Origin of the sequence: Streptomyces sp. NPDC048644, from assembly GCF_043199105.1 — a bacterium.
Lineage (GTDB): Bacteria > Actinomycetota > Actinomycetes > Streptomycetales > Streptomycetaceae > Streptomyces.
This window is the reverse complement of sequence record NZ_JBICVO010000003.1, coordinates 369,736-386,665: the sequence shown is the minus strand read 5'-3', so window position 1 is coordinate 386,665 and position 16,930 is coordinate 369,736. Positions and strand designations below refer to the sequence as shown.

Here is a 16,930-nt window from a genome sequence, read left to right as displayed (position 1 = left end):
TGTGCGGGGGAGGGGTGAACAGAGGCCGTGGCCGGATCGTGCGGTGGTGGGTGCGTGCGGGGTCGGTACAGCGGGCTGTACTGGAATACACGCGCCACAGGGCAGTGGGGTTCAAAAAGATCGACAAGAATTCCGGAACGGTGTGAACCATCCGGCCCGGCCGTGCGTGCACACAGTGCAAGGATTTGCCGCCACGCCGCCCGGCCGCAGGCCCGAGAGGTGCCCATGCCCGACTTCTCCATCGACTACGAGTTGCTGAACCAGGTGCAGACGCGGATGCGCGAACTCGCCGACACCGCCGACTCCGGAGGCGCCAAGGGCGCGCTGAAGGAACTGTCGTCCTCCACCGACGACGCGAAGAGCGTGATGGGGTTCAGCGACCTCGGCACCGCCATGTGGGGCTTCTCGCAGCGGTCCAGCAGCCGGGCCAAGGACGCGAAGGACGGCCTCAACAAGCTCGCCGACATCTTCAAGTCGGTCTCCGACAACTACTTCCAGGTCGATGCCGGGATGGCGGACAGCGCCGGCGTGATGGGCACCAGCCTCGGCCTGGACGAGTGGAAGAACAACAAGGCCAAGTGGGACGCCTGGGACCAGGACACGAAGGACTGGAACGCCTACCTGGACAAGATCGGCGCGTCCGGCTACTTCAAGGAACACCCGGACGCCGACATCAACGACGTCTGCTCGGCGGACGGCGCGCCCGGCTGGTGCGAGACGTACAACAACGCCAAGGACGTGCCATCGCCGCCCGGCCCCCACCCGGAGGGTGACCGGCCCAGCGACACCCCGCCCACGGAAAAGACGATCACCTCGGACTCCGGGAGCACCCACGTCAAGGTGACCCTCGACGACGACAACAACGTCATGACCGAGGAGAGCACCGTCACCATCGGCAAGGGCACGGACGAGCAGAAGTACATCAGCAAGACGACGTACGACACCGCGCCGCGGCCCATCACCCCGGAAGGCGGCAAGACGTTCGACGCCCGGGACTACACGACGGTGACGACCGGTCCCGACGGTTCGAAGACCACCAGCCGCTACGTCATCGAGGACGACGGCACGGGAACACAGACCGTCACGGACAGCGACGGCAAGGAGACGAAGTACACGCGCTCCGGCCCCGACAAGCCATGGGACAAGGAGGGCGGCGACGACGACTGAGCCGCGTCCTCGCCCACCCGCGCGCCGCGGCAGACGGCCGCCGTCCCGCCCCTGACCCGCAACATCCCCCCCCGTACACCCGAAGGAGACCCCTTGCCCGCCAACATCAGCCTGGACTTCGCGGAGATCGACCGCGTGTCGAACGTCCTCAACAACAGTGCCGACAACACCCTTGTGCCCCGGATGACGGAGGCCAAGAACGAGGTCGACACGATGCTGAACTCGACGCTGAAGTTCAACAACTCCAGCCCGGCGCTCCAGCAGTCCTACGAGAAGCTGACGAAGTCCCTGACCGATGCGACGCAGAGCATCAAGGACTTCGCTGACCAGTTCCAGAAGATCGTGCAGTCCATGAAGGAAATGGACGACGAGATGGCGAACAAGATCCGCTCCAGCGGCTGAAACCCGCGCCGCCACCGGCGGTCCCCGCACGTACCGACGCACGCACACCCGGAGGAACGATGGCGCAGGACGTACTTCTCGACTACGACGACATCAAGCGCGTCGCCACCACGATGGAAAACAAGTTCACCGACATCGCCAGCGAGCTGAGCCAGCTGGAGACCACGGTGAGCACGCTGCTCAAGGACGGTCTGGTCTTCGAGCAGTCGAGCCCCGCCCTGGAGCAGGCGTACCAGGCGTTCAGCAAGCAGATGAAGGAGTCGTCGGCGAACATCAAGGTGTTCGCCCACTCCTTCACCGACATCGTCAAGACGATGACCGACTCGGACGGCAAGATCGCGGCGGGTGTCCGCAACTCCGGCAAGCACTGAACACCCCGCTGTACGGGTTCGGGCCCGGCACCCTTCGTGGGTGCCGGGCCCGAACCCGTGGCGGCTCCTGGAGCCTCAGCTCTCCAGGACCGTCAGCGGCACCTGCACCGGCACCGCCGTCCCCGCGGGGCCCGCCGTCCAGGCGCGGCCGACGGCCAGCCGGGTGCGGATGTGCTCGGCGTTGATGCGCGCCCCGATGACGTCGCCGTCGCCGATCGCCCGCGCGCCGAGCAGCAGACCGCGCCGCGCCCTGCGGACCATGCCGATCCACCCGATGGCGCTCATTCCCTCGGAAGGACCGCCGATCAGGATGCCCTGGTTGCGGTCACGGCCCGACGAGGCGATCTGCCGCAGCACCTGGTCCGCGCCGCAGTTGGCGAGCAGGTCGCTGTCGTCGACCACCACGACCACCGGCCGGTCGCCGACCGCGCGGAGCGCTTCGGTGAGCGTGTCGGCCGACGGGTCGGTGTCGGTGATGACCTGGGCCAGACCGTGGTCGGCGAGCCTGCGCAGCGGCGACTCGCGCGGTGCGAGCACCACCAGGGCGGTACCGCCCGTGATCAGCGAGACGGACATCGCGGCGAGCGTGGTGCTGCGGCCCGACCCGGGCGGGCCGACGACCGCGAAGCTGCCGCCACCGGACAGGAAGTCGAAGCCCAGCGGCCGTACTTCGTCCCCGCCGATGCCGAGCAGCGCCCACATCGGCCGCCTGGACTCCTCGGGCACCTGGTCCATGGCCTCCTGGAAGCCGATCACCTTCGGCATCTCCACGACCCGGAACGGCCTGCGCTGCACCGGGAGATGGGCGTCCCGTTCGGTGGCCATCCGGCCGATCTCCCGCAGCGCGTCGGCCTGGTCGACGCTGCCCTGGCCGCCCTTGCCGTCCGCCGCCCCGGTGGGCAGCAGCGCGATCTGCGTCTCGACGGATGCCGGGGTGTGCCAGCCACGGCCCGGCGGGATGTGGCTCGGCACCCGGTTCGGGGACATCCCCGCCAGGTAGTAGTCGCCCTTGTCGGACTGGCGCAGCAGCAGCCGGAAGTCGTTGTGCGCGGAGAGCCGGCCGCCGAGCAGCCCGCGTTCGGACGAGGCCACGAGGTGGATGCCCGCCGCTGCGCCCTCCCGCAGCAGCCGGGTGATCTCGTCGAACAGCCGCCCGCCGTCGTACTCGTCGAGCATCGACGCGATGCCGTCCCAGCCGTCGATCAGCAGCAGCACGTGGGCCGGGCGCTCGGCCGCGGGCAGCGCGGCCCGCAGCTCCGTCAGTCCCGCGCAGTCGTGCGCGGACATCTTCTCCTGACGCTCTGTCAGCTCCCGGGTGATACGGCCGATGAGGCGTGCCAGCCGCTCGATGTCGAAGCGGGAGACCACCGCGCCGCAGTGCGGCAGCGCCTCCAGGGACGACAGGCCGCCGCCCGCCGCGTCGATCGCGTACAGGTGCAGTTCGCTGCTGGGCAGGGTGCGGGCGGCCGAGCCCGCGAGGGTGCGCAGCACCTGGGTGCGTCCGGAGCGCGGGGCGCCGATGACGTACAGGTGGCCGAAGGTGGCGAAGTCGATGCTGCACACCCGGCGTTCCTGGAGGCTGGGCAGGTCGAGCAGCGCGTACGGGACGGCGGCCGGACGGCCGGGCGGGGTGGGGACGGTGGCCGGCAGGTCGTCGAGGGTGACGGTGTCGGGCAGCGCGGGCAGCCAGGGGCTGGGCTGTTCGCTGTGGTCCTCCAGCGCAGCGGTGGCCTCCTTGACCGTCTCGACCAGCGCGAGCAGGTCGGTGACGGCCTCCTCGCCGGCCGGCTCCGGCTCGCCGTCCTCCTCGTCGAACAGGTCCACCGGCCGACCCAGGCGGTTCCAGGACAGCTCCACACCGCGCACCGGACGCGGCGCCGCGGCGACACCGGGCTCCGCCGGGGCGGCGTCCTCGCCCGTACGGTCCTGGGAGGCGCGGGCGGCGCCCACCCAGGCGGTCTGGAACGGTGTCGGCGCGTGCTCGCCGCGGCGCACCAGGGCGCGTCCGGGGGTCGCGGAGGAAATGCTCACCGCGTCACCGGAGTTGATGATGTCCTGGCTCTCGGTCTTGTCGGTGACCCGCAGCGCGATCCGCAGGTTGGTGTTGGCCTTGATGTCGGTGCTGACCGAACCGCCGGGCCGCTGGGTGGCGAGGATCAGGTGCAGGCCGAGCGAACGGCCCCGCTGGGCCAGGCTGATCAGCCCCGGCACGAAGTCGGGGACCTCGCGCACCAGTGTGGCGAACTCGTCGATGACGATCAGCAGCCGGGGCAGTGCGGGCAGTTCGCCGTTCCTGGCCCGCTTGGCGCGGTAGTCGGCGTGGTCCTTGGCCTCGGTGTCAGCGAGCAGCTGCTCGCGGCGCCGCAGCTCCGCGTCCAGCGAGGCCAGCGCCCGCTGCACGAGGTGGCCGTCGAGGTCGGTGACCATGCCCAGGGTGTGCGGGAGTTCGGCGCACTCGCGGAACGCGCTGCCGCCCTTGTAGTCGATCAGGACGAACGTCAGCTCGTCGGGCCGGTTGACGGCGGCGAGCGAGGCGATCATCGTCTGGAGCAGTTCGGACTTGCCCGATCCTGTGGTGCCGGCCACCAGCCCGTGCGGCCCGTCGCGCACCAGGTCGAGCCGGAGCGGTCCGTCGTATCCGGCGCCCAGGACGAATGTCGTCGACGCCGGGCGCTTGGCCCAGGACCGCAGCAGCGCCTCGGCGTTGGGCGGCTCCTGACCGATCAGGCCGAGCAGCTTGACGCCGTCCGGCAGGCCCGAATCGCCGTCCAGCGTGACGTCGCGCACCGGTGCCAGCGCCCGCGCCACCTCCTCGCACCAGGCGGGCTCCACGAGGTCCGCGCGCACGCCGCTGACTTTGGGGGAGCCGGTGGTGTGCACCGCGAGCCGGTTGCCCGTCGCGGTGATGACGGAGGTGCACTCCTCGGGCAGCAGCCGCTCCTTCTCGTCGACGCAGAGGCTGTAGATGTGCACGGCGGGCCCCGCCTTGAGCACCTGCACCATGCCGGGTACGTCGCGCAGCCGGCGGGCGCCGTCCGCGATGACCAGCACGTCGGGCTCGTCCAGCAGGGTCCGGCCCAGCGCGGACGCGGCGGCTGCGGTGCGGGCCTGGATGTCGGAGACGAGTTCGTTGACGCGGTGCGCGGTGCTCTCCGGGTCGTTGCCGAGCGCCACGACACTGGTCGCCCGGCCGGTGTTCAGATGCGGCAGCCAGCGCACCCACGCCCAGGACTCGGCGTTCTCGTCGCTGGTCAGGACCACGATGCGCAGGTCACGCGGGCTGTGCAGCACCGCGCTCTGGGCCACCGTCCAGGCCGCGAGGGAACGGGTGGTGGCGCCGGGCCCGACCAGGCCGACGACGCCGAGGTCGGCCATCTCCAGGCCGTAGGGCACGTCGGCGAGCCGCCAGTGGACGGTGCGGTGGTTGCTCTCCCGCGCCTGGTCCTCGATGCGCCGCAGCGAGGGTCGGGTCAGGGTGCCAAGACGGACCGTCAGCCGGTCGGGGTCGCGCCTGCGCCGCTCCCAGAGGGTGCCGGACGGGCCGGTGGCGGTCAGCAGCACCGTCGCCGGATCGGGGAACGTCGTGTTCCGCAACTCCCGCTCGTCGACGGCCGCTTCGCGCAGTTCGAGTTCGAGCGCGGCCCTGCGCAGCCGGTAGAGCCGCAGGGACTCCTCGTACTGCTTGCGTCCTGTGCGGCGCCCGATGATCCAGTTGCTGACCGCCATCATCGGGCTGAAGAAGATAAAGATCATGAAGTAGAAGGACCGGAACAGGCCCATCATGACCAGGCCCATCATCAGCGGCGCCAGCACGAAGAGCAGCGGGAAGGCGCGCGGGCCCGGCCTGGCGGGCGGGCCCTGCATCCGCATCGTCTCGGCGTCCAGGTGCGGGGCGATCCGTGGCGGCCTGTTGTACTCGACGGCCATTCCGTCGGCCGACGGGTTGACCGCGGCGTCCGGCTGGAACGGCGGGGTACGGCGCAGCAGATGCTCGCCCAGGGAGAGGTCGGCGAAGTCGGGCCACTCCTGGGAACCGTCGTCGGGCGGCGGCCGGTACCCCGGGGGCCGCTCGGGCTCCGCGGGCGGCAGGCCGTCGGGTCCTGGCGCCACGGAATGCCCGCCGGTGCCGCCGTCCCGCAGTCCCGCGGGTTCCTCGGCGGTGAGCGGCGTGCCGGTCTCCGGGTCCACCGGCGGCGGGGGAGTCAGGCTGCGCAGCCCGCAGCTGTCCTCGTCCGCGTCGTCGGGCAGCAGGTACGACACCGAGCCGTCCGGGCCCACGGTGATCCACACGCCGCGCTCCGGCGCGCCGCCGCCGGTCAGCCGCAGGGCGCAGCCGCGCTCCGTCCCGATCTCGTGGCTGCCCGCGCCGAGCCGCCAGACCCGGCCGGCCCCGGGGCCGCCGACGTGCCTGATCTCCACCAGGACGGGGTCGCCTGGCGCCGGATCCCAGGCCCGCGCCCGGCGTTCGGCGGCGCAGGGCGCTCCCAGGCCGATGACCGCGCCGTCGCGGATGCCCGAACTGCGCAGCGGCAGCCCGCCGTCCAGGGCACGGTCACCGAGGAAGACCTGCGGGGGCGGGGCGGGGGAGCCGGCCGCGTCGGGCGGTGGCGGGGTGAGGGAGGCGGCGAGGTCGGCGACGGTCGCCTGCTCGGGCACATCGAGCAGATGGTCCGTCAGGCGTCCGGCGTCGGAGGTGGTGAGGGTCAGTTTCACGGGGGATCCAACTGATCGGTGCCGTCAGGGGCGGGGGAGCGGGGCGAGGGGCCGGCCGGTGCGGCGGGCCCCTCGCGGTGCGTCGGGCGCTTCAGGAGCGTGGCGCGGACAGCGGTCCCCCTGCGGGGTCCGCCGCGTCACCAGGGGCCGGGGGCGCGGCGTTCCCGGGGGTGTCGTCCCCGAGGGCGGCCGATTTCCCGGGGACGCCGTCGGGGGGCGCCTGCGCGCCGCCGTCACCGGGTGCGGTGGAACCGTCCGCGGCACCCGAAGCGGCCGAAGCGGCGGGACCGGCCGCGGTGCCTCCGGCGCGGGCCGATGCCACCGGGACCGACGGCTCGTCGGACGCGGCGGCCCGGCTCTGCCGCGGCAGGCCCGGTGCCGTGCGGGCCGGGGCCGACTCCGCGGCGCCGGTCGCGGCCCTGCCGCTCACCGCGGCCGGCTCGGCGTACGCCTCCTCGTCGAACTCGTCGAAGAGGGACGCGGCACCCGGGTCGGACGTCTGCCCGGCGGGCGGCGGCGGCAGTACCGGCGGGATGTGCGGCAGCGCCTTGGCCACCGCGCGGCCCAGCGCGTTCGCCGCGGTCAGCAGACCGGTGCCGGCGAGCAGCACCTGGCCGTGCCGGTCGGTCACCAGGCGCCTGGTGTGCCCGCGGGCGCGGCCGGGCACCAGGATCCGCGGCCGGGGCGGCCCTGACGGGCTGGTCGCGAAGTCCTCAGGCAGCGGGTCGGGCAGCTCGGCCGCGACCAGCACCGGGGCGATGCCGTGCCGCGGTTCGGTGTCCCGCGCGGCCCGGAACGCCTCGCGCACCGGAGCGCCGGGGTGCCGCGGGTGCACCCCTTCGGCGACGGTCACCAGACCGTCGGGCAGCCTGGTGTCGAGCTGTGCCGCGATGACCCGCACCAGTGCCTGCGCGGTCTTGGTGTCGCCCTCCACCGCCGTGGTGGCGGGGCCGCAGGCCAGGTCGATGAAGACACAGCTGCCGCCGGCCGAGCCGGTCGCGACGAGCACCGGCGGGCCGTCGTCCGGGTACGGCGTCACCGCGGGCAGGTCCTGACGGCGCACCGTCCAGCGGGACGGGTCGTCGAGGTCCTCGGCCCAGGGCGCGTCCGGCGCGTCGGCCGCGGTGCCGGCGAGCAGCACGGTGACGGATTCGTCGTCGACCAGCGCCGCGTACGGCCGGGGGGCACGGTCGGCGGGCGCCTGGCGGGCGGCGGCCAGACGGGCGGCGGTCACGGCGCGTTCGGCGTCCCGCCAGCTGTGCGGGGAGCGCAGGTGACGGACCAGCAGGCGCAGCGCCCTGCGGTGTGCGCGCAGCGCGGCCAGGGGCGCGACGAAGGCGTGGGCGGTGGCCGCGGCCTCCCGGCGTACGGCGGCCCAGGACGCCTTCCAGCCGCCGGCCCGCCGCACCGGAATCCGGATGAGCAGGAACAGCAGCAGGAGCATCCCCAGCACGCCGAGGATGGTGAAGATGAGGTTCTGGTGGGCGGTGATGAAGGCGAACGGATCGCTGTTGCGGTTCATGCGGCGGCGCTTTCGGCGGCGGGGTGAGGGGGCGTCGCGTTCGTGGCTGTCCTCGTGGTCGGTCCCGGGGCACCGGGGGGCGGAGTGGGTTGCCTCGGGGGCTGGGCGAGTTCACGTCGCATCGCGAGCAGAGCGTAGTGCGTCCTGGACTTGACCGTGCCACGCGGTATCCCCATGGCCTGCGCCGCCTCGGCGCCCGAGCGGCCCATCAGGTGGACGTGGACGAGCACATCGCGGTGTTCGGGGGAGAGCCGGTGCAGTGCCTGGGTCAGGACACAGCGGTCGATGACGGCGTCGGCCATGTCTGCGCCGGCCGGGCGCAGCAGCACCTCGGTGGGTGTCGGGCCCACCGGTACGGCCCGCTCGCGGCGGTGCGCGTCCACGGCGAGATTGTGCGCCACCGTGAACAGCCAGGACCCGAGCCGGGGTTCGCCGCCGTCCTGGCCCGAGCTCTCGCTGAGGTCGAGCCGGTCGGCGGCGAGCCAGGCGCGCAGGAACGTCTCCTGGACGATGTCCTCGGCGCGGTACGGGTCGCCGGACGTGAGGCGGCCCGCGTAGCGCAGCAGGGACGGGCGGTAGCGCTCGACGACGCGGCGGAGCAGCGTTTCGGTGTCGGCCGCCGGGCGTGCCCTGGTGTCCTGCGGGTTCGCGACCGCCCTCCTGGCGGGAGTGTCGGCACCGCGCGGCCCGTCGGGTCGTGGGGCGGTGAGGGACGGGGGCCTGGCGGCGCCTGGGCGCCCGCAGACTGCGCGAGGTGTGGACGGGCGAGCCGTTGGCAAAACGGGCACTCCTCCTCGGACATGGACGAATCGGTGAAGGGTCTTCTCCGTGCCGTCAGTTCGTGTCGTTCGCCGCAGCAAGAGGGGAGCCCCTCGGCCTCGGTCGGCTTTCGGACACTCCGTCATGCGCGCGGGTCACCCGGGGCCGGCGCGGGCCTCTGCGCGAGCTTGACGCACAGACCACTCCGGCAACCTCAAGAGACCCTCTGAACTTCTCAGAGAATACGTGAAATGGGTAATCGTGTTCCGCCCACTTCCGGCCTTGTGACGTGCCTCGGAACACCGCAGCCTGCCGCTCCCCGGCCCGTGCGCGACGTGAACGTCACGAGGTTAACGAGAAGTTCATCCCTGCGACCCGGAGGCCGCCGCCGTGTACGGCGCCGTACGGCCTGGCCGGAATCCTTCCCTTCGCCGCCCGTTGACGCCACTGGCACCAACTGGCCACAACGGGGCCGGCCGCTCGGGTACAACGTTTCCCGCGGAGCCGGGGAAGCACGGAACCGCGGGAGCGCCGACGCCTGCCCCGGAAGGCCGGGACGGCAGCCGCGGCTCCCGCATCCCGCCGCCCCGCCGCCTCAGTTCATCTCGGGAGGAGCCGGCATGGCCCACGGTAGGAAGTCCGCCCTCGTCGTCGGTGTCGTGCTGTGCGCCGTCGCCGTCGCCCCGGTGCCGGCGGCTGTCGCGGCCACTCCCGCCACCACGGCGGGGTCGCTGCCGAGCGAGAGCCGGTGGCTGGACGACGTGGCGCCGGTCGCCTCCTCGCTGCGCAGCTATCTGGAACAGCGCCTCGGCGACACGGACGCCGCCGAACGGCCCGCCGTCGTCCTGGACATCGACAACACCTCGCTGGCCACCCACTACGACAAGGGGCAGCCGATCGAGGCGGTCCTGGAGGCCACGCGGTACGCCCACGACCACGGTGCGGCGGTCCTCTTCGCCTCCTACCGCAGCGCGAGCTCGCAGGACTCCACCACCGAGCAGCTCACCTCGGCCGGGTACACCGTGGACGGCCTCTGCCTCAAACCGCACGGTGACAGCCCCGGAAAGGCCGCGGTCAAGCTCGGGTGCCGGAAGACCTTCGAGAGCCAGGGCTACACGCTCGTCGCCAACGTGGGAAACCGCAGCACCGACTTCGAAGGCGGCCACTACGAGAAGGGCTTCAAGCTCCCCGACTACGACGGGGGATTGAGCTGACGGCGCGCACGCGCCGCTGAGCGGGGGTGTCCGGGAACCCCCACCACCGAGTGCCACCGCAGCTCGCGGCCACCGGTGTCCCGGCGCCCCGCGACCCGGTGGCGTCCCCGGCCCCGCGCACCGCGTCGGGCCGGGGCCGCCGCCGCGTCGGCCTCCCGGAACGCCGTGGGCGGCGGGCCGGTTCCCCGCCGACGGAACCTTTGCCCGATGGCGTGCCCATGGCAGCATGTGTCCCCTCCGCGACAGCCGGCCGGGCCGGTGTCGCGTTCCTGCCCGCCCGCCACCGCGGGCCGCACCGGGAGCTGGGGACCTCTGTGGCTGCATCGGACATGACGGCATCGCTGCGGCGTCTCGGGCTGACCCCCACCGAGGCCGAGGTGTGGCTGCGGCTGCTCGAAGACGGCCACCGCACCGTCGAGGAACTGGCCCACCGGACGGGCCGGACTCCCGACGAGGTGAAACGGACCGCCGAGCGCCTCATCGAACGCGGCCTCGCCGCCACCGGCTGCCCCGACCACGCCTGCCTCGCCCCGGTGGAGCCGACCCTCGCGCTCGACCAGCTCTCCCACGCACGGGCCGCGGAACTCCAGCAGGCCCGCCTGGCCGCCGCCAACGCCTACCGCGACCACCGGCGCGCGGTGCACCGGCAGACCGCGGGCGACCTCGTCGAGGTCGTCAGCGGGCCCCGGATCGCCGACCGCATCCGCCAGTTCGAGGGCGCGGCCGAGCACGAGATCGTCCGCTTCGACTCCCCGCCGTACCACACCAGGGGCAGCGCCAACCCGCTGGAGATCCGCAACCTCGCACGCGGCGTCGGCTACCGCGTGGTGTACTCCGCCGCCGCGGTGCAGAACGCCGCCTACTACGCCGCCAACATCCAGCCGTGCATCGCGGCGGGCGAGCAGGCGCGGGTGCTGACCACCGTCCCGGTCAAACTCACCGTCTTCGACAAGCGCCTGGCCATCGTCTCGATGTCATCGGTCGAGACGGAGGCCAACGACTCGCTGCTGCTGGTGCACCCCTCCAGCCTGCTCTCCGCCCTCCTGGGATTCTTCGAGTCCTCCTGGCGCTCCGCCTACCCCATGCACCTGGGCGACCAGATCCCGCCCACCCTGCGCCCCACGCACCGCCGCATCCTGGAACTGCTGGGCACCGGCGTCACCGACGACACCATCGCGCAGCTGCTCGGCATCAGCCGCCGCACCCTGTCACGCCACCTGGCCCAGCTCTACCAGCGCACCGGCGCCACCAACCGCTTCCAACTCGCCCTGCACGCCGCGCACAAGGGATGGATCTGACCGGCGGCCACCACCCGGCGTGTCCCGCAGCGTGCCCGGACTCCCGCGGGAACCCGCTGGTGGAGGGCGGATGGGCGAGCCGGTCCACCCCTTCGGTGGAGTAGACCTCTGGACTTATCCACAGGTCTGTCCGCCGCGCTGCCGAGCGCGTACCGTGCCGGGCATGAAGATCCTTATCAGTGCGGACATGGAGGGCGCCACCGGCGTGACCTGGCCCGCCGATGTGCTGCCCGGCACTCCCCAGTGGGAACGCTGCCGCCACATGTTCACCTCCGACGTCAACGCGGCGATCACCGGATTCTTCGACGGCGGCGCCGACGAGGTTCTCGTCAACGAGGCGCACTGGACGATGCGCAACCTCCTGCTGGAACAGCTCGACGAGCGCGCACAGCTGCTCACCGGCCGGCACAAGTCGCTGAGCATGGTCGAAGGCGTCCAGCACGGCGACGTCGACGGCATCGCCTTCGTCGGCTACCACACCGGAGCCGGCACCGAAGGCGTCCTCGCGCACACCTACCTCGCCAACACCCTGACCGGCGTGTGGGTCAACGGCGCCCGCGCCAGCGAGGGACACCTCAACTCCCTCGTCGTGGCCGAGTACGGCGTCCCCGTGGTGCTGGTCACCGGCGACGACCGCACCTGCCAGGACGCCCTGACCTACGCGCCGCAGGCTCTCGGGGTGGCCGTCAAGGACTACGTGTCGCGCTACGCCGCCGTCTGCCGCCCGCCGGCCCGCACCGCTGCGGCCATCCGCGCCGCGGCCCGCGAGGCGGCACCCCTGGCCGTCCGCAAGGAAGCGGCCCGCGGCGGCCCGTTCCGGGTGGAGATGGAGTTCGACGCCGAGCATCTGGTCGGCGCCGCCACCTGCGTGCCCGGGGTGGAGCGCAGCGGAGAGCGCCGCGTCGCCTATACAACCGACGACATGTACGAAGGGATCCGCTGCTTCAAGGCGGTCACCACCCTCGTCTCGTCCGCAGTGGAGGAGCAGTATGGCTGAGGAGAGAGGCCCGGTCGACGCGCAGGCACTCGACGAGGTCGTGCAGTTCACCTCCGACCTCATTCGCATCGACACCACCAACCGCGGCGACGGCGAGTGCCAGGAGCGCCCGGCCGCCGAGTACGTCGCCGAGCGGCTGGCCGGCGCCGGACTCGAACCGGCCCTGCTGGAACGCAGCAAGGGCCGCACGAACGTCGTCGCCAGGATCGAGGGCAGCGACCCCGGAGCCGACGCCCTGCTCGTGCACGGCCACCTGGACGTGGTGCCCGCCGAACCGGCGGACTGGACCGTGCACCCCTTCTCCGGCGAGGTACGCGACGGCGTCGTCTGGGGCCGCGGCGCCATCGACATGAAGAACATGGACGCGATGGTGCTCGCCACCGTCCGCAGGTGGGCGCGGGCGGGTGTGCGGCCCCGCAGGGACATCGTGCTGGCCTTCACCGCCGACGAAGAGGCCAGCGCCGATGACGGCTCCGGCTTCCTCGCCGACCGGCACGCCGCGCTGTTCGACGGCTGCACGGAAGGCATCAGCGAATCCGGCGCCTTCTCCTTCCACACCGACAGCGGACTCCAGCTGTACCCGGTCGCCGCGGGCGAACGCGGCACGGCCTGGCTGGAATTGACCGCCCACGGCCGGGCCGGGCACGGCTCGAAGGTCAACCGCGCCAACGCCGTCAGCCGCCTCGCCGCCGCCGTCGCCCGGATCGGCGCGCACGAGTGGCCCCTCCGGCTCACCCCGACCGTGGTCGCCGCCCTGCGCGAACTGGCCGCGCTGCACGGCGAATCCGTCGACCCCGAAGCGCCCGGCTTCGACGTCGACGCCCTGCTGGCCCGGCTCGGCACCGCCGCTCACCTGGTCGAGCCGACGGTCCGCAACAGCGCCAACCCGACGATGCTGGCAGCCGGTTACAAGGTCAACGTGATCCCGGGCAGCGCCGTCGCCCACGTGGACGGCAGGGTCGTGCCCGGCGGCGAGGCGGAGTTCCACGCCACCATGGACCGGCTCACCGGACCCGACGTGACCTGGAAGTTCCAGCACAGCGAGGTCGCCCTGCAAGCCCCGGTCGACTCCCCGACGTTCGCCGGGATGCGGGCGGCGCTCGAACGCTTCGACCCCGACGGCCACGTCGTGCCGTACTGCATGTCGGGCGGCACCGACGCCAAGCAGTTCTCCCGCCTCGGCATCACCGGCTACGGCTTCTCCCCGCTCAAGCTCCCCCCGGGCTTCGACTACCAGGCGCTCTTCCACGGCGTGGACGAACGCGTGCCCGTCGACGCCCTGCACTTCGGCGTCCGCGTACTCGACCACTTCCTGCGACAGGCGTAGGGAGCGACCGTGACCGCCCCCGCGCAGCACCCCACGGACCCGGCCCCGCCCGGTGAAGGAGGACCACCCCGCATGGTGACGACGGCTCCCTACGGCGCCTGGCGCTCCCCGATAGACGCACGGACCGTCGCCGCCCACGACGGCCGCCCGGCCTTCGTCGGCGTGGTCGGCGACGAGGTCTGGTGGACCGCGCCGCGGCCCGCCGAGGGCGGCCGACGGGCCCTCATCCGCAGGCGCCCCGACGGCACCGAGGAATCCGTGCTGCCCGCGCCGTGGAACGTTCGCAGCCGGGTCCTGGAATACGGCGGCCAGCCCTGGGCCGGCACGGTCACCGACCGTGGCCCGCTGGTCGTCTTCAGCGACTTCGCCGACCAGCGGCTCTACGCCTGCGAACCGGACGGCGGCGCGTCCCCCCGCCCCCTCACCCCGCTGTCCGAGGTCGGCGATGGTCTTCGCTGGGTGGACCCGGTGCTGTGCCCCGAGCGCGGCGAGGTGTGGTGCGTCCTGGAGGAGTTCACCGGGGACCGGCCCACCGACGTGCGGCGGGTGATCGCCGCCGTACCGCTCGACGGCTCCGCGGCCCAGGACCGTGGCGCCGTAAGGGAGTTGAGCGACGACCGGCACCGCTTCGTCACCGGCCCGCGGATCTCGCCCGACGGCACCCGTGCGGCCTGGATCGCCTGGGACCACCCCCAGATGCCGTGGGACCACACCCTCGTGATGACCGCGGGGATCACAGCCGACGGCGCCTTCACCGGTATCCGGCCGCTGCTCGGCGGCTCCGGCGACCCCGATGACCCCGGTACCACCGCGCCCCGCGGCGGCACCGGCGAATCGGTCGCCCAGATCGAATGGGCCCCGGACGGCTCGCTGTTGTACGCATCCGACCGCAGCGGCTGGTGGCAGCTGCACAGCATCGACCCGGAAGCGGCGGCCGGCGGCGCGGCGCGCGGCCGGGCCCTGTGCACCGCCCGGCAGGAGGAGTTCGGCGGCCCGCTGTGGAACATCGGCCAGCGCTGGTTCCTGCCCCTGGAGAGCGGCACGATCGCGGTGATCCACGGCCGCGGCGCCACCGCCCTGGGCATCCTCGACCCGGTCACCGGCGAACTGGTCGACGCGGTGGGCCCGTGGACGGAGTGGGCACCCACCCTCGCCGTGCACGGCAGCCGGATCGTCGGCGTCGCCGCCGGCCCGCACAGCGGATACGAAATCGCCGAACTGGACACCTGCACGGGCCGCACCCGCGTCATCGCCTCCCGGCACGTCGACGTCCTGGACCCGGCCTACTACCCCAGGCCCCTGGCCCGTACGTTCACCGGGCCGGGCGGCCGGGACATCCACGCGCACCTCTACCCGCCGCACAACCCCGACCACGCGGCCCCCGAAGGCGAACTGCCGCCCTACGTCATCTGGGCGCACGGCGGCCCCACCGGCCACGCCCCGCTCGTACTCGACCTGGAGATCGCCTACTTCACCTCCCGCGGCATCGGCGTCGCCGAGGTCAACTACGGCGGCTCGACCGGCTACGGCCGCGCGTACCGCGAGCGGCTGCGCGGCCAGTGGGGCGTGGTGGACGTCGAGGACTGCGCGGCCGTAGCCGGTGCGCTCGCCGACGAAGGCACCGCCGACCGCGCCCGGCTGGCCATCCGCGGCGGCAGCGCGGGCGGCTGGACCACCGCCGCCTCGCTGACCTCCACCGACCTCTACGCCTGCGGCACGATCAGCTATCCGATCCTGGACCTTGCCGGGTGGGCGACCGGCGAGACCCACGACTTCGAGTCGCAGTATCTGGAGTCGCTCGTCGGCCCGCTCGCCGAGGTGCCCGAGCGCTACCGCGACCGTTCGCCGCTGCACCGCGCCGACCGGATCACCGCGCCGTTCCTGCTGCTCCAGGGCCTGGACGACGTGATCTGCCCGCCCGCGCAGTGCGAGCGCTTCCTCGCCGAGGTCGCCGGACGCGGCGTGCCGCACGCCTACCTCTCGTTCGCGGGCGAGGGACACGGCTTCCGCCAGGAGGCGACCCTGGTGCGCACGATGGAGGCCGAACTCGCCCTCTACGCCCACACCTTCGGCATCAGCCGCCACGACGTCGCGTCCCTGGAGCTGCGCTCGTGACCGTGACCGGCCTGACCCGGCCGCCCCGGCTGCGGCCGGGCGACCGGGTCGCGGTGATCGCCCCCAGCGGCCCGATCGCCCCCGAGCGCCTGGACGGCGGCCTCGACATCCTGCGCGGCTGGGGTCTCGACCCGGTCGCCGGGCCGCACGCCGCCGGGAGGCACGCCACCCTGCACCACCTCGCGGCGGACGACTCCCGGCGGGCCGCAGACCTCCAGCGCGCCTGGTGTGATCCGGAGATCGCCGCGGTGTTCGCCGCCCGCGGCGGCTACGGCGCCCAGCGGATGGTCGACCTGCTCGACTGGGACGCCATCCGGGCCGCCGCCCCCAAGCCCCTCATCGGCTTCAGCGATGTGACGGTCCTTCAGGAGGCGTTCGCGGTACGCGCGGGAGTGGCCTCTCTCTACGGCCCGGCCGTCGCGGGTGAGGTGTTCCTCAAGGACGAGCCGACCCGCGAGCAGCTGCGGCGCACGCTCTTCGCGCCGGAGACGGTACGCACCCTGGCGCCCGAGTCCACCACCGCGCTGGTGCCTGGGCGGGCCCGTGGCGTCACCCTCGGCGGCTGCCTGGCGATGCTCGCCTCCGAACTGGGCACCCCGCAGGCCCGCCCCGGCGCTGCGGGCGGGCTGCTGCTCCTGGAGGACGTGGCGGAGCCGCCGTACCGCATCGACCGGGCGCTGACCCAACTGCTGCGCGCGGGCTGGCTGGACGGCGTCGCGGGCATCGTCCTCGGTTCCTGGGCCCGCTGCGGCCCGTACCCCAAGGTGCGCGAGGTGCTGGCGGACCGGCTGGGCGGTCTGGGGGTGCCGGTCGTCGAGGAGTTCGGGTTCGGGCACGGCGACCGTGCGCTGACCATGCCGCTGGGGGTCGCCGCCACGCTGGACGCCGACGCGGGCACGCTGACCCTGGACGGGCCGGCGCTGAGCTGAGCCGGGGGGGGGGGGGGGGGGCGCGGGGGGGCGCCCGGGGGGGGGGGGGCCCCCCCCCCCCCCCCCCCAAAAAAACGGGGGCCGGGGGGTTGAGCCCGTGTTAAACCAGCCAACAC

The 16,930-nt window shown here is 73.1% G+C and carries 12 protein-coding genes; 9 read left to right on the top strand and 3 right to left on the bottom strand.

The window, feature by feature from the left end; all coding sequences use genetic code 11:
• Window positions 1-225 precede the first annotated feature (225 nt).
• The 3 genes from ACGFNI_RS08760 to ACGFNI_RS08750 all read left to right on the top strand — a co-directional run bounded on the left by ACGFNI_RS08760 (window position 226) and on the right by ACGFNI_RS08750 (window position 1,940).
• Window positions 226-1,167, top strand: coding sequence for a serine/arginine repetitive matrix protein 2 (locus ACGFNI_RS08760; RefSeq protein ID WP_393681903.1), 942 nt, complete (start codon window positions 226-228; stop codon window positions 1,165-1,167).
• Between the two features lie 93 nt (window positions 1,168-1,260).
• Window positions 1,261-1,569: a hypothetical protein gene (locus ACGFNI_RS08755; RefSeq protein ID WP_393681901.1), complete on the top strand. Its 309-nt coding sequence runs from the start codon at window positions 1,261-1,263 to the stop codon at window positions 1,567-1,569.
• Window positions 1,570-1,628: 59 nt separating this feature from the next.
• Entirely contained in the window at window positions 1,629-1,940 is a 312-nt protein-coding gene (locus ACGFNI_RS08750) for a hypothetical protein (RefSeq protein ID WP_393681900.1), read from the top strand.
• 75 nt (window positions 1,941-2,015) lie between these two features.
• On the opposite strand, the gene ACGFNI_RS08745 is transcribed toward ACGFNI_RS08750, so the two are convergent.
• The 3 genes from ACGFNI_RS08745 to ACGFNI_RS08735 all read right to left on the bottom strand — a co-directional run bounded on the left by ACGFNI_RS08745 (window position 2,016) and on the right by ACGFNI_RS08735 (window position 8,954).
• Complete coding sequence (locus tag ACGFNI_RS08745; RefSeq protein WP_393681898.1) at window positions 2,016-6,653, bottom strand: FtsK/SpoIIIE domain-containing protein; 4,638 nt, start codon at window positions 6,651-6,653, stop codon at window positions 2,016-2,018.
• A gap of 91 nt (window positions 6,654-6,744) precedes the next feature.
• On the bottom strand, window positions 6,745-8,175 hold the full coding sequence (locus ACGFNI_RS08740; protein WP_393681897.1) for a hypothetical protein: 1,431 nt from the start codon (window positions 8,173-8,175) through the stop codon (window positions 6,745-6,747).
• Complete coding sequence (locus ACGFNI_RS08735; RefSeq protein WP_393681896.1) at window positions 8,172-8,954, bottom strand: sigma-70 family RNA polymerase sigma factor; 783 nt, start codon at window positions 8,952-8,954, stop codon at window positions 8,172-8,174. The genes ACGFNI_RS08740 and ACGFNI_RS08735 overlap by 4 nt, the downstream gene beginning before the upstream one ends.
• Before the next feature lie 600 nt (window positions 8,955-9,554).
• Here ACGFNI_RS08735 and ACGFNI_RS08730 point away from each other — a divergent pair.
• The 6 genes from ACGFNI_RS08730 (at window position 9,555) to ACGFNI_RS08705 (ending at window position 16,814) form a co-directional block, all read left to right on the top strand.
• On the top strand, window positions 9,555-10,148 hold the full coding sequence (locus ACGFNI_RS08730; protein WP_393681894.1) for an HAD family acid phosphatase: 594 nt from the start codon (window positions 9,555-9,557) through the stop codon (window positions 10,146-10,148).
• Between the two features lie 314 nt (window positions 10,149-10,462).
• Window positions 10,463-11,446 (top strand): helix-turn-helix domain-containing protein, encoded by a 984-nt coding sequence (locus ACGFNI_RS08725; RefSeq protein ID WP_393681892.1) that lies wholly within the window; start codon window positions 10,463-10,465, stop codon window positions 11,444-11,446.
• Window positions 11,447-11,609: 163 nt separating this feature from the next.
• The gene (locus tag ACGFNI_RS08720; protein WP_393681890.1) at window positions 11,610-12,443 is read left to right on the top strand and encodes a M55 family metallopeptidase; all 834 of its coding nucleotides are present in this window, start codon (window positions 11,610-11,612) and stop codon (window positions 12,441-12,443) included.
• A complete protein-coding gene (locus ACGFNI_RS08715; protein WP_393681889.1) occupies window positions 12,436-13,770 on the top strand; it encodes a M20/M25/M40 family metallo-hydrolase in 1,335 nt (444 codons plus the stop codon). The genes ACGFNI_RS08720 and ACGFNI_RS08715 overlap by 8 nt, the downstream gene beginning before the upstream one ends.
• A gap of 72 nt (window positions 13,771-13,842) precedes the next feature.
• Complete coding sequence (locus ACGFNI_RS08710; RefSeq protein WP_393681888.1) at window positions 13,843-15,885, top strand: prolyl oligopeptidase family serine peptidase; 2,043 nt, start codon at window positions 13,843-13,845, stop codon at window positions 15,883-15,885.
• 2 nt (window positions 15,886-15,887) lie between these two features.
• Complete coding sequence (locus tag ACGFNI_RS08705; RefSeq protein WP_393682193.1) at window positions 15,888-16,814, top strand: LD-carboxypeptidase; 927 nt, start codon at window positions 15,888-15,890, stop codon at window positions 16,812-16,814.
• Window positions 16,815-16,930 lie beyond the last annotated feature (116 nt).

Excerpts from the sequence above, each read along its gene's own strand:
- ACGFNI_RS08760 (WP_393681903.1), top strand. The coding sequence starts at position 226 with ATGCCCGACTTCTCCATCGACTACGAGTTGCTGAACCAGGTGCAGACG.
- ACGFNI_RS08750 (WP_393681900.1), top strand. The coding sequence starts at position 1,629 with ATGGCGCAGGACGTACTTCTCGACTACGACGACATCAAGCGCGTCGCC.
- ACGFNI_RS08740 (WP_393681897.1), bottom strand. The coding sequence starts at position 8,175 with ATGAACCGCAACAGCGATCCGTTCGCCTTCATCACCGCCCACCAGAAC.
- ACGFNI_RS08730 (WP_393681894.1), top strand. The coding sequence starts at position 9,555 with ATGGCCCACGGTAGGAAGTCCGCCCTCGTCGTCGGTGTCGTGCTGTGC.
- ACGFNI_RS08720 (WP_393681890.1), top strand. The coding sequence starts at position 11,610 with ATGAAGATCCTTATCAGTGCGGACATGGAGGGCGCCACCGGCGTGACC.
- ACGFNI_RS08715 (WP_393681889.1), top strand. The coding sequence starts at position 12,436 with ATGGCTGAGGAGAGAGGCCCGGTCGACGCGCAGGCACTCGACGAGGTC.
- ACGFNI_RS08710 (WP_393681888.1), top strand. The coding sequence starts at position 13,843 with ATGGTGACGACGGCTCCCTACGGCGCCTGGCGCTCCCCGATAGACGCA.